The following is a 12,858-nucleotide window of genomic DNA, read 5'->3' as shown; positions in this document are numbered from 1 at the left end:
ATCAACGGGGCATTGGTATGATGCAAGGGCTCGGCCCAATTAGAATTGCCTTTGCCGAGGGCCCCATTATGTCCTGCAATGGGCCTTCGTCACTGCGTAGCCCGCCGGTATAGGTACCATACGCCGGTTGAATGATCCGATCGTCGTCTACAAGAAAAGCCGGGCGGGTAATCGTTCTGCCTCTAAGGCTGAGTCGTGCTTTCGGGTGGTAGTGTCCGGAAATTTCGCCAACGCAATTCCGTTCGGCGATGTGGCGGAACGTCATCGGGCCGAGTTTCAGTATTGCGACGTGACTTCCACCTAGTCCAACAGGGCCTGGATCGTGGTTACCTTCGATCCAAAACCAGGTTCGCCCAGACTGCAGCTTCGCGACCCATAGTCGAACTTCTTCGGTCAAGGACCCGGCTGCGTCGGTATCATCGAAACTGTCGCCCAGACAAACGACAGTTTTTGCCTGGGTTCTTTTCAGATCAGAGGACAACCGGGTCAACGTATCCTGGACGTCGTAGGGGGCAAAATCCCACGTCCCAACCGGGCAAAACGCTCAGACTTTCCAAGATGCAGGTCTGAAACAGACAGCAGTTCTTGTTCGGGCCACCACAACCCGCCACTTGCCAACGCCACCAGAGGTGTTTCTCGAAATGAAAACTGCAGCTCGTTCATGTTACGTTCTTCGCGTGTATGGAGCGGCCCCGCAAGTGAAAAAGGTCACTGCAATTCCTGTCGGCAGCCAATACCATGGTATTTCATTTCTTGAGCAACCTGTTGTAGCTTGCCACGATGTGCGGACGTTTTGCGATTACTTTGCCCAACGATGCGATGGCGCAGCTTTTTGCGGCACAACCATCGAACAACTTGCCTGCGGTGCCCAACTACAACGTCTGCCCTACAAATCAGGTGCATGTGGTGCGTAGCAGCGAAATGGGCAGGCAATTGTTGCCGATGCGATGGGGGTTCTTGCCTCATTGGTACAAGGCAGAAAATGCCGGGCCGTTGTTGATCAATGCGCGGGCCGAAACATTGGCGGAAAAACCTGCTTTTCGCGCCGCATGTCGCGAGCGTCGCTGTCTTTTGGTCGCGACCGGGTTTTATGAATGGACCAAGTCACCGCAGGATACACGGCTGCCATGGTACATCCATCGACGGGACGGCACCCCGATCGCATTTGCCGGCTGTCTGGCAAGATTGGGGACCCGCAGAGTCGCGGCAATCGACCTGCGCTATCGTGACGACAGAGGCAAACACGCATATGTCCGAAATACACCACCGGATGCCCTTGGTCCTTGAACCCGGTGATTGGGCCTTGTGGTTGGGCGAACAGGGCAAAGGTGCCGCCCGGCTAATGCGACCGGGCCATGAAGGGGTGCTGAACTTTCACCGGGTCGACACAAAGGTCAATTCGAATCGGGCTAGCGGACCCGCCCTGATCGAGCCTTTTGAAGATTGAACAGAGGTTCAGTTACCGTCTGCAACCTCTGTCAGCGGCGCACGACTCAATGCGTTTCCAGCGATGGTTATCTTTTTCAGAAGTGACATGAATTGAGCCTGTTCCGCGTCGTTCAGCCCTGCCAGCATCTCAGGTTGAATCGCTTCAATGTGAGGGCGTGCCTGATCCAGAAGTTCTTGTCCCGCCATCGAAATATGGAGGCATTTCGCGCGCCTATCCTGTTTCGATATGGATCGTCGAACTAGTCCGCGCTCATCCAAGCGGTCGATCACCTTGCCGAGCGTTGCACGGTCATAGGCAATCATTCCGGCCAGCGTAGCCTGATCCAGGCCGGGTTGCGCCGAAATCATGCTCAATGCCCCGAACTGCACTGGTGTTAACCTCAGCCCGACTTGAGTCATGCGATCCATGAACAGAGCAACAGAGATTTGATTGAGCCGCCGTATCAAGTGTCCGGGCATGGCGTATATTGTCATTTGAAAGCTTCTCGAATTCGGTCTTGGCTCATGATCCTGAGCATTTCAATCGAAAATGACAAGGTATGGTAATTCGTAGTGGCATGGTCTTGCCGACGCCGGGCTTTTCACTGACCTAAGACCGGGGTACATCGATCGTATGGCTATCTCGTTTTCCTCTCTGCCGGACCTTTATGTTCATGGATTTGACACTGTGATTGACGTGCGCAGCCCCGCTGAACATGCTGAAGATCACTTGCCAGGTGCCATCAATCTGCCGGTGTTAAACAATGAAGAACGCGCGCGGGTAGGGACAATTTACGTGCAGGAAAGCCCATTTCTGGCGCGCAAACTTGGAGCGGCCTTGGTGTTTCGAAATGCCGCTAACGCCATCGAGCAGAGTCTGAGCCATCACGAAGGCAGATGGCGCCCATTGGTTTATTGCTGGCGTGGAGGCCAACGGTCGGGGTCTTTCACATGGATGCTGCAACAGATCGGGTGGCGGGCCGAGGTGATCGAGGGAGGTTATCGAACTTACAGGCGTTTGGTTAATCGATACTTGTATGAGGACCTCCTGCCGCACCGTATCATTGCTTTGGACGGCTATACAGGAACGGCCAAGACCGATTTGCTTGCGGTGTTGGGTGAACGTGGTGTTCAGGTACTTGATCTTGAGGGGCTGGCCAATCACCGGGGGTCGATGCTTGGTGCCAGGCCAGGTGGGCAACCCAGCCAGAAAGCCTTTGAATCCGCTTTAGCCTCCGCGTTGTCCAGACTGGACCCCAATCGCCCGGTGGTGGTTGAGGCCGAGAGCAGTAAAATTGGCGAACGCATTCTGCCACCTTCGATGTGGAGCGCACTTAAGGCCGCACCGAGAATCGAAATTCTGGCGTCTCTCGAAGCACGCACGGAATACTTGGTGCAGGCTTACGATGATGTGCTTTCGGATACCGACGGATTGCGCGAAAAGCTCGATTTCTTGCGTCAACACCGTGGGAATGATGTCGTTGATGGCTGGTTTGAGTTGATCCAGGCCGGGGACAAGGCAGGAGTAACACGGGCTCTGATGGAGCAGCACTATGATCCTGCCTACCTTAAATCTCGCAAGGGGCACGGGAGCCGGTCAATCGGGCAGGTTCAAGTAGAGGGGCTGAACCAGTCCGGGCTAAAGGCAGCTGCTGCACAAATCGAAAAGATCACAAATTTCGCTGGGCCCAACATCTGAGGTCTACGAGACACGCTAACCCTAGTTTGATTAGCGTCTTTTGAGTTGCGCTATTTCTTCATTGGTCAGTCAGGCGGCCGTGAGTTGAAAATGCGGGTTCAGGTCTTCAGGCTCACACCCGAGCCTTCTGTCAGAACCCCGATTCTCGCAGCGGGATAGCCAGCGGCCTGAAGGTCTCGTAACAGCTCTTCGGTAATTTCAGCAGGTACGGCAGCGCACAGACCACCGGCGGTTTGAGGATCGAACAGCAGATCTGTCCGACCGCCGGTTGGCAAGTGCAAGGCCAAGCTGCGGTTCTCAGCAAAGAGGGTTGATTGCACCCCTTGGGTCGCCAGCTCCAATGCACCGGGCATCAAAGGGATGGCGGCCATATCAATGCGTGCGCCGCACCCGGATGCTTCGGCCAGCCCTTGGACATGTCCTGCCAGGCCAAAACCGGTCACGTCGGTCATTGCGCGCGCGCGTGCCAGAATTCGAGATGCGCCGCCTTGTGGGCAAGCCATGTGTTCCAGCGCCGTTGCCACCCATTCGCCACGGGCAAGGCTTGCCATTTCGGCCGCCATGATAACCCCACTTCCAATTGGCTTGGATAATATCAACGCGTCGCCCGGACGACCTCCGCTTAAGGTAATCGGGGGGCGGATGCACAGGCCCGTAAGGGTGAACCCGATCGTCAATTCGTCTCCGACAGAGGTATGTCCACCCACGATGTCGGCGCCAGATTTGGCAATCTCCAATCTTGCAGTCTCCATGACTTCGTTCAGGGTCCGCTGCTGCAACGAAGGCGCCATTCGAGGTAGGATTAACGTTACAGTGGCAGCTTGAGGTTCAGCTCCCATTGCCCAGATATCGCCAAGGGCGTGCACGGCTGCAATTCGGGTCATCATCACGGGGTCCTCGGTCAGGCTGCGTAGATGGTCCGTGGTCATGACTTGCTGCGCACCGCCTGTCCTCAGCAGGGCAGCATCGTCCCCGGGCAGGGGTGTTACATCGTTCCGTTCCGAGGTCACGTGCGTCAGCGCCTGCCGCAAGGACGTGCGTCCGACTTTGGCGCCGCATCCGCCGCACATCGGCTTGGAACCAAGCGCTTCGACCATCCCGTCAGCGTGAGCCCTTGGTAACTTGGCGGGTCGCATTGCAGGCAACTGGCGAAAGCGGTTCATGAAGGTCTGATCGATGTGATCCTTCCACTTCCACATCAAACGGCCCCGCCATGCTGTACCCAGCCGTTCGGCCAGAGCAGACTTTTCACCCAACGAGATGAGTTTGAGATAATCGCGCTGTGGTTTGTACGAAATCGTTCGGCCCACCCCGATAGCGGCGCGCAAATTGTTGTAGAGGATCGGCGCCTCGCGCACGGCATAAACGCCCGCTTTTGGGCGAGGATCGTGGGAAAGATGGGCGCAGTCTCCTGCGGCAAACACGGATGGATTACTGGAGCGAAGGGTGGCGTCTACAGCAACATACCCCTGATGCAACTCCAGCCCACTGTCGGCGAACCATTCATAAGGTCGGGCTCCGGCGGCACCGGTGACGAAGTTGGCTTCGATGATCTGTCCGCTTGTTAGAAGTAGTTTGCCATGCTGAACTTGCGCCACACCTGCATTCTCGATCAATGTTACGCCAAGGTCCGCCATGGCGCGCCGGATTATGTCGGATGCACGTGCGCCGACAGCGTTCAGAGCTCGGGCCTGGTCTAACAGGGTGACGTCGGCATTTCGTCCGCGTGTTTTCAGCGCATGCGCCATGGCCATGGCCAGTTCTGCGCCTACCACACCACCGCCGATGACAGCTACACCCGCGTTGCCTGTTCCCTGAGCAAAGGCTTCCCATTGTTCAGCAAAGGGGCCAAGCGGCTTGGCAGGGACAGCATGCTCGGCAAATCCGGGGACCTCGGGCATTTCAGATGTTATGCCGACATTAATCGAGGCCACATCAAAGGCTATGGGCGGTCGCCCTTCGACTGTCACCGTCTTGCGGGCAGCATCCAGGCCTGTCACAGCCCCCTGAACCAACCGTGCTCCGGCAAAGCGCGCAAGGCGAACCAGATCAATGTCAAGATCGTCGCGAGCGTAGTGCCCTGCAACAAAACCCGGCAGCATTCCAGAATAAGGCGCGGTGGAACCTGGGTTGATCAGTGTCAAACGGGCGCCCGGCAAGGGCGACATACCCCATTTGCGCAGAACCAGCGCGTGAGTATGCCCCCTCCGATCAACACAATGTCGCGGGTCAGGGGCAGGGGCGGGATGTGCATTTGTCAGCCTTTGCTTGCCTTGACTGTAGTCAGGTGGCGGTATCCTCGTCTTCTTCCACCTCGACATCATGGGTGGCCCATATGCCGTCTTGTTCCGCCTTCGGCAAGCTTTCCGGCGTCTCGCTCATGTGGATATGAGCCTTAGCAATGAAATGCGCTGTCACAGGCGCGGTGAGAAACAGGAAGAGCGTGATCAGAAGCTCATGCAGCGACAGGTGATGTTCAATCGCGACGGAATGAAAGATCGACGCCAAAGCACGCCGCCCACCCCAAGGGTCGTGGCCTTGGTGGGGGCATGCAGGCGCGACATTGCGTCCTTGAGTTTCAACAACCCGTATGAGCCGACAAAACCGAAGATGCCTGAGATGATCAGGAAGAAAGCGATGAGTGCTTCGAATGCGGTTTCCATGTGACCCCCTTCCTTATTCGATGATGTTGCCGCGCAGCAAAAAACGCGCGTAGGCCACGGTTGAAACAAACCCGAGCATGGCGATGATCATTGCAGCCTCGAAGAACACCTCGGTGCCCAAAGCAAGGCCATACAAAATCATCAGGGCGATGGCGTTGATGACCATCGTGTCCAGTGCCAGGACCTTGTCACCGACGCCTTCGGCGGTGGCGATTTTGTAAAGGTTCATGAGCAGCGCCGCACCAAAACAGGCGAATGTGAAGTAGATTGCGTAGGTGATCATTCGAAAATCTCCTTCAGTCTGCGTTCGTAACGCTGTTTTATCTCGTCCCGAACGGTATCCGGATCCGGGGCATCCAGACAGTGAACCAACAAGTTGTGCCCTTCTGATGACAAATCTGCGGTTACAGTGCCCGGCGTCATGGTGATGGTGCCAGCCAGGACGGTGATCGCCTCGGGTGTACGCAGTTCAAGCGGCACGCAAACCCATGTGGGGCTGCGGTCCTGATCGCGTGTGAACAGGATGATGCGGGCCACGACCAGGTTGGCAACCACGATGTCATAGAGCACCACAAAGATGTATTCGATGATCATCAACCAGTTGCGCAGCTTGGGCTGATCCGGCCAATAGGGTTGCGTGACAAAGGGGATCACGACGCCCAGAAACAGGCCGAACACCAGCGAGTTCAACGAGAGCGAATTGGCCAACAGCATCCAGACCAGCGTGAGCAGTAGGGTCAGATGCGGGTGGGGAAAAATCCGGCGTAGAATTTTCATTTCTGTCCCCCCTGCAAAACGGCGTCGATGTAGCTTGACGGATCATAAAGTTGTGCGGCCGTCTCGCCCGTAAACTCTAGCACGGGGCCAGCGAAGATAGTCAGCAAAACCAAAAGCGCGACCAACCCAAAGACAGCCGTGAAAGCGAGACCGGGATGGGGTTCCGGTGCGGGCTCTTTGGCGTGCTTATCCTCGGTTCCTTCGACTTCGACCTCGGGTTCGGGTGCGTCGATGAAATCGGGGTCGTGGCTGCGCCAGAAGATGATCGACCCTGAGCGGGCAAAACCGACGATGATGACGAATGAACTGATCAGGATCACGGCCCAGATCATCCCGAAATCGGTGCTTTGACGCGCCGCATCCATGACCAGCAGCTTGCCGATAAAGCCTGACAGCGGTGGCATACCCGCCATGGCTATGGCACCTACAAAGAAGAGGCTTGCCAGAAGACCGGCTTGAGGCATCGGGCTATGCGAGCGGATGCGGATACCGCGCCTCTCACGTACTTGATCCGCCACCAGAAACAGCAGTGCCGTCGCGATGGTCGAATGGATCGTATAGTAGAGTGCTGCGCTGGTTCCGACGGGGGAGAAGAGGGCGATGGAAATCAGCAAAGTCCCCATTGAGGCGATGGCCCCAAAGGCGATCATACGGTTGACGATCCGGGTGCCCAGAATACCGAGTGATCCCACTATCAGCGTCAGCATCGCGGCTAAGCAACAGCCAGGCCCCTGCCAGACCGGCGGTTGCTTCGACCTCCGGGCCGAAGACCAGCGTGTAAACGCGCAAGATCGAATAGGCGCCAACCTTGGTCATGATCGCAAAAAGGGCCGAAACAGGCAGCGGCGCGTTGGCATAGCTGGACGGTAGCCAGAAATGCAGTGGCAGCACCGCGGCCTTGACGCAGAATACTAGCAGCAAAAGCACAGCTCCAACCCGCAACAGGGCGGTATCATCGGCGGGCATTTCACCCACACGCACCGCCAGATCGGCCATGTTCAGCGTGCCGGTCACGGCATAAAGCGTACCAAGCGCAAACAGGAACAGGGTCGAGCCCAAGAGGTTGTAAACAACATACTGCACACCGGCCCGCAGGCGACGTGGTCCGCCGCCGTGGATCATCAACCCGTAGGACGCAATGAGCAGGACTTCGAAGAAGACAAAGAGGTTGAAGGCGTCGCCGGTCAGGAACGCACCACAAACCCCCATCAGCTGGAACTGCATAAGCGCATGGAAATGCCGCCCCCTGTTGTCCCAGCCAGATCCGATAGAATAAAGAACTACCGCCATTGCCAGCACCGCTGTCAGCAGCACCATTAAAGCCGAGAGGCGGTCCAGAACCATGACAATTCCAAAAGGTGCGGGCCAATCACCCAGCTCATAGACGTGAACTTGCCCATCCAGCGTCATTCCAAGCAGGGCCAGGGAGACGGCCAACAGAATGACGGTGCCGGCTACGGAAAAGATCCGCTGAAGGCTTAGGTGATGGCGCAGGACCATGATGATGAACGGCGCCAGCACCGCTGGCAGCACAATGGGGGCGACAATCAGGTGGCTCATACGTCGTCCCCCGTATTCTCGGACATGTCGATGCGGTCATCCTGCGATGACAGATAGGCGCTGAGCGCGATCATCACGACCACTGCGGTCATCCCGAATGAAATCACGATGGCCGTCAGTACCAGCGCCTGTGGCAACGGGTCGGTATAAGGAACATCAGCGTATTTATTCAGAACCGGCGGCGCATTCAGCGCCAGCCGCCCCGTTGCGAAAAGAAACACGTTAACCGCATACGACAGCAGCGAAATACCCACGATAACCGGGAATGTGCGCCGTCTAAGCAGCAGGTAAACGCCTGCAGCGGTGAGCATGCCAACAGCACTGGCCAGAAGGATTTCCATCTCAGACCTCCTTCTTTTCTTCGGTTTCGTCGTCGTCGCGTGCGGGGTTGATGTCCATCGCGTGTTCCGATGCGATCCCCGGTTGCCAGGCAAAGCGCGACAGGCTTTCCAGCGCCAGCATCACCGCACCAACCACGGCCAGGAACACGCCCAGGTCAAAACCCATGGCGGTGGCCCATTCGAACTCTTCCAGTGGCGGCCAGTGGATGTAGCCGAAATCGCTGGTCAGGAAGGGCTTGCCGTTCAGCCACGCGCCCATGCCGGTCACTGCGGCGATCAACACACCCGATCCGATGATGCCGTGATAGAACACCTTCTGCCGCTCTGCCGCCCAGCTGAACCCGCTGGCCATGTATTGCATGATAAAGGCGATGGCCGCGATCAGCCCTGCGATGAAACCGCCGCCCGGCAGATTGTGGCCGCGGAAGAAGATATAGGCCGCCACCATCAGGGCAATCGGCATCATCACGCGGGTCACAACCACCATCATCAGAGGGTGTGCATCACCTGATTGCGGCATGTCCGGCTTGCGGTTGAGCAGATAGGCCCGCACGCGGGTGCCTAGTACCGCTTCGGTCAGGGCATAAATCACCAGCGCAGCGATCCCCAGAACGATGATCTCGCCAAAGGTATCAAAGCCACGGAAGTCCACCAAGATCACGTTGACCACATTGGTGCCGCCGCCGCCCTTGTAGGAATTAGCCAGATGGAATTCGGAAATCGTCGGGAACGCAAAATCGCGCATCATCAGCGCATATATCAGACCACCAACACCCAAGCCCGAAATACCGGCGATGATGACATCGCGGAACCGGCGTTCGTTTGTGGTCTCCCACGGGGTTTCCTTAGGCATGAAGTTCAGCGCCAGCAACAGCAGGATGATCGTCACCACCTCGACCGAGATCTGGGTCAGGGCCAGATCTGGCGCGGACAGATAGTTGAACCCGATCGAGATGATCAGACCCACAACACCCACCAAAATTAGCGAAACAAAGCGGTTGTGGTGGAAGACCACCAGACAGATGGTTGCACCCATCAGGCAGATCCAGCCAATGATCGGCATAATGCCTGCCTCAATCCCGATCCGCGTGGGGACAGAGTCGGTTCCTGTGTAATAGGCATAGCCCGCCAGCGAGACGACAAAGACCACAAAGATCGCCGAATACCGCGCCATTGATCGGTTGTGCAGCCCCTCGGTGATCTTGCGGCTGGTGGCCGTCAGGCCGCCGATGACCGCGTCAAAGATCACCTTGGCTTCGGGGCGGGGCAAGGCGTTCCAGATGCGTTCGAGACGACCGTGCATCGCCAGTAGGATGACGGCGCCAATGGTGGCCACGATGGACATATAAAGCGCTGCATTGAACCCATGCCAGATCTTGAGCGAGTAGTAGGGCAGCTTCTCTCCACCAATCACTGCGCCCGAGGCAACAGCGACCAACGGCCCGACGATGGCGTTGGAAAACAGACCGATCAGGACCACGAGCGTCACCAGGAAGGCAGGGGCCAGCCACATGCCAACGCCTGGATCATGCGGTTTGGCCGGATAGTCGTCGCGGACAGGGCCGAGGAAAACATGCGCGATGTAGCGGAAGGAATAGGCGGCCGAGAACAGAGCTGCAATCAGCACCACGCCTGGCACCAGATAAGGCGAGTTCAGCCATGTGGTGTGGACCGCTGCATCCAGCATCATCTCTTTCGACAAAAAGCCGTTGAGTGGTGGAATGCCCGCCATCGACAGCGACGCCACCGTGGCGATGATGAAGGTCACGGGCATCAGGTGGCGCAACCCGCCCAGACGTTTGATGTCGCGGGTGTGAGTCTCGTGGTCAACGATACCTGCTGACATAAAGAGGGCTGCCTTGAAGGTCGCGTGATTGATGATGTGGAACACGGCAACCACCGCCGCGAACTTGGTGCCAAAGCCCAAGAGCATGGTAATCAGGCCAAGGTGAGAGACCGTTGAAAAGGCCAAAAGCGCTTTTAGGTCATCCTTGAACAGGGCGATCACCGCACCCAGAAGCATGGTGATAAGACCAGTTGTGGCCACAATGTAGAACCAGACGTCGGTGCCCGCCAAAACCGGCCACATCCGCGCCATCAAGAACAGGCCCGCCTTCACCATCGTGGCCGAGTGCAGATAGGCCGAAACCGGTGTCGGCGCGGCCATCGCGTGCGGCAGCCAGAAGTGAAACGGGAACTGCGCCGACTTGGTGAAGGCCCCGATCAGGATCAGGATCAGCGCGGGCATGTAATACGGCGAGGCCTGGATCAGCGCTTTGTTCTGCAAGATCACGGTCAGGTCATAGCTTCCGACGATATTGCCCAGGATCAGCATGCCCGCGATCATCGCCAATCCGCCTGAACCTGTCACGGCCAGCGCCATGCGGGCGCCCTGTCGCCCGGCGGGTAGGTGCTTCCAATAGCCGATCAACAGGAACGAACTGAGCGAGGTGAGTTCCCAGAAAATTAACAATAGCAGGATGTTATCGGACAGAACGATGCCCACCATCGCACCCTGAAAGAGCAGAAGATAGGTATAAAACTGACCCATCGGGTCTTCGCGTGACAGGTAGAACCGCGCGTAGAGGATGATCAACAGGCCAATGCCCAGGATCATCCCGGCAAAAAGAAAGCCCAGACCGTCGAGGTAGAAGTTCGCGTTCAACCCCAATCCGGGCAGCCAGTCAAAACGTGCGGTGACGACCTCTCCGCGAAACACGGCGGGGGCGTTGACCAGCAATCCCAGCAGCGCCAGAAACGTCGTGGCTCCAGCAGAGGCAGACGAGGCATTGCGTCCAGCTCGGATCAGCAGGGCTGGAAACACCGCTCCAAGAAACGGCAAAGCTGCTATCAGGAATAGGGACACAAGCAATCCTCCGCTATTTGCCTGGTTTGGACGTAAACCTATATTTTGAGTAAGGATATTTCGCGGCCTGTCCAGTCCTTGAAATATTCGACGTTTTGGTCCGTTACCGATTCTGGTTGGGTTTCGGGGCTTCTGACAGGAACTTGAGTGGATTTTCTGTCGGTTCGTGTCCTAGATAAGTCCAGTTGTTTTGATTGCCCTGGAAAGAGGCGCAAGCGCGCTAACATGACGCAGAAGATACATCTTACTACCCGACGGTGGGTTCTTTTGGGTGGCACCTCAGCTCTGGCTGCGGGCGGAGTGTATTGGTGGCGTGCAACTCCGCCCCACTACGCAGGGTCGAAGATGACGGTGGCGCAAGCGCATGAGGCAGCGGCGAAAGGCGATGTCGTGCTGCTGGATATCCGCACACCGCGCGAGTGGTCCGATACCGGCGTTCCGGAAGGAGGCTATCCAATCGACATGCGCCAGGATGATTTCCTGACAGCGCTTGAGCAGGTGGCTGGCACAGACAAGACCCGACCTATCGCGGTGATCTGTGCACGAGGAGTTCGCTCTGCACGCCTGAGCCGGGCTCTGACTGCGGCGGGCTATTCCAACATCGTAGACGTCCCAGAGGGAATGTTAGGCTCAGGTGCGGGGCCAGGCTGGTTGAAGTCCGGCCTGCCGGTTAAGCAAGTTGAGGAGGGATCGGGATGATCCGACGTTTCCTGATTGGCTTGGTTTTGATTGCTGCAGGACAAAGCGCACAGGCGGCCTGTGGCGGGGCAGAAGATGCCTGCGAAATCGAAAGCGGCAGCTACCACATTGAAATGCCAAATGCAGTTAACCCACCGCTCGTGGTGTTCCTGCACGGGTATGGAGGCAACGGCGCGGCCACGATGCGCAACCGCTCGATGGTTGAGGGTCTTCTGGCACGCGGCTACGCGGTGATGGCTCCGAACGGCTCGCAGAGGATCGGATCAAACAGAGGATTGAGTTGGAATTTTTACCCGGGATGGGAAGGGCGCGATGAAACCGCATTTTTGAAAGCGGTCGTGTCGGATGCAGCGTATCGTTTCAGTGTGGACGAGGACCGGGTGGTGTTGGGCGGGTTCTCTGCTGGTGGCTTCATGGTGAATTACCTGGCCTGCGCGGCACCCGAGACATTCTCCGCCTATGTGCCGGTGTCAGGCGGGTTTTGGCGCCCCCATCCAACTGAGTGCAAAGGCCCGGTCCGGATGCTGCACACCCATGGTTGGACCGACAACGTCGTACCGCTGGAGGGGCGCGTGCTTGGGGGCGGGCGGTTTGTACAGGGTGATGTTTTTGCGGGTCTCGAGATCTGGCGCGCGGCAAACGGCTGCTCCGACCACAAACCTGCCGGGTTCAGCCGCGACGGAGATTTCATGCACCGCCGCTGGAGCTGCGGAACCAATAGCGCCCTTGAATTTGTGCTGTTTCCCGGTGGACACCAGGTGCCCAGTGGATGGGCAGGCCTGATGGTGGACTGGTACGAAGGGCTACCTAGGAGCTAGCGCGCGT

Annotated in this window: 9 protein-coding genes and 4 pseudogenes; 4 read left to right on the top strand and 9 right to left on the bottom strand. The window is 57.5% G+C overall.

The window, feature by feature from the left end:
• Position 1: 1 nt before the first annotated feature.
• A pseudogene (gene pdeM / locus ACZ1HE_RS16640) lies at positions 2 to 663 on the bottom strand (ligase-associated DNA damage response endonuclease PdeM).
• Positions 664 to 780: 117 nt separating this feature from the next.
• Here pdeM and ACZ1HE_RS16635 point away from each other — a divergent pair.
• A pseudogene (locus ACZ1HE_RS16635) lies at positions 781 to 1,447 on the top strand (SOS response-associated peptidase).
• An 8-nt stretch (positions 1,448 to 1,455) separates the two neighbouring features.
• Here the strand turns inward: ACZ1HE_RS16635 and ACZ1HE_RS16630 are convergent.
• Complete coding sequence (locus ACZ1HE_RS16630; protein WP_472622552.1) at positions 1,456 to 1,923, bottom strand: MarR family winged helix-turn-helix transcriptional regulator; 468 nt, start codon at positions 1,921 to 1,923, stop codon at positions 1,456 to 1,458.
• Positions 1,924 to 2,062: 139 nt separating this feature from the next.
• Here ACZ1HE_RS16630 and mnmH point away from each other — a divergent pair, with 139 nt between their 5' ends.
• A complete protein-coding gene (mnmH, locus tag ACZ1HE_RS16625; RefSeq protein WP_472622550.1) occupies positions 2,063 to 3,127 on the top strand; it encodes a tRNA 2-selenouridine(34) synthase MnmH in 1,065 nt (354 codons plus the stop codon).
• A 98-nt stretch (positions 3,128 to 3,225) separates the two neighbouring features.
• Here mnmH and selD read toward each other — a convergent pair whose 3' ends face one another.
• From selD to ACZ1HE_RS16590, 7 genes and pseudogenes are all read right to left on the bottom strand, one after another.
• Positions 3,226 to 5,295 carry a selenide, water dikinase SelD gene (gene selD / locus ACZ1HE_RS16620; protein WP_472622548.1) on the bottom strand — a complete coding sequence of 690 codons (2,070 nt, stop codon included), beginning with the start codon at positions 5,293 to 5,295 and terminating at the stop codon, positions 3,226 to 3,228.
• 115 nt (positions 5,296 to 5,410) lie between these two features.
• A pseudogene (locus ACZ1HE_RS16615) lies at positions 5,411 to 5,790 on the bottom strand (Na+/H+ antiporter subunit G).
• Positions 5,791 to 5,803: 13 nt separating this feature from the next.
• Complete coding sequence (locus tag ACZ1HE_RS16610) at positions 5,804 to 6,073, bottom strand: K+/H+ antiporter subunit F (RefSeq protein ID WP_472622546.1); 270 nt, start codon at positions 6,071 to 6,073, stop codon at positions 5,804 to 5,806.
• Positions 6,070 to 6,567, bottom strand: a complete 498-nt coding sequence (locus tag ACZ1HE_RS16605) for a Na+/H+ antiporter subunit E (RefSeq protein ID WP_472622544.1) — start codon at positions 6,565 to 6,567, stop codon at positions 6,070 to 6,072. Before ACZ1HE_RS16605 ends, ACZ1HE_RS16610 begins: the two co-directional genes overlap by 4 nt.
• Positions 6,564 to 8,127, bottom strand: a pseudogene (locus tag ACZ1HE_RS16600) (monovalent cation/H+ antiporter subunit D). Before ACZ1HE_RS16600 ends, ACZ1HE_RS16605 begins: the two are co-directional and overlap by 4 nt.
• The gene (locus tag ACZ1HE_RS16595) at positions 8,124 to 8,468 is read right to left on the bottom strand and encodes a Na+/H+ antiporter subunit C (protein WP_472622542.1); all 345 of its coding nucleotides are present in this window, start codon (positions 8,466 to 8,468) and stop codon (positions 8,124 to 8,126) included. Before ACZ1HE_RS16595 ends, ACZ1HE_RS16600 begins: the two are co-directional and overlap by 4 nt.
• Before the next feature lies 1 nt (position 8,469).
• On the bottom strand, positions 8,470 to 11,334 hold the full coding sequence (locus ACZ1HE_RS16590) for a monovalent cation/H+ antiporter subunit A (protein WP_472622540.1): 2,865 nt from the start codon (positions 11,332 to 11,334) through the stop codon (positions 8,470 to 8,472).
• Between the two features lie 225 nt (positions 11,335 to 11,559).
• On the opposite strand from ACZ1HE_RS16590, the gene ACZ1HE_RS16585 reads away from it, so the two are divergent.
• Complete coding sequence (locus tag ACZ1HE_RS16585) at positions 11,560 to 12,033, top strand: rhodanese-like domain-containing protein (RefSeq protein WP_472622538.1); 474 nt, start codon at positions 11,560 to 11,562, stop codon at positions 12,031 to 12,033.
• Complete coding sequence (locus tag ACZ1HE_RS16580) at positions 12,030 to 12,851, top strand: CE1 family esterase (RefSeq protein ID WP_472622536.1); 822 nt, start codon at positions 12,030 to 12,032, stop codon at positions 12,849 to 12,851. The genes ACZ1HE_RS16585 and ACZ1HE_RS16580 overlap by 4 nt, the downstream gene beginning before the upstream one ends.
• Positions 12,852 to 12,858 lie beyond the last annotated feature (7 nt).

Source organism: Falsiruegeria sp. JB4-1, assembly GCF_055693495.1.
Note: the sequence above shows the minus strand (reverse complement) of the source record. Positions and strands in the feature narration are given on the sequence as shown.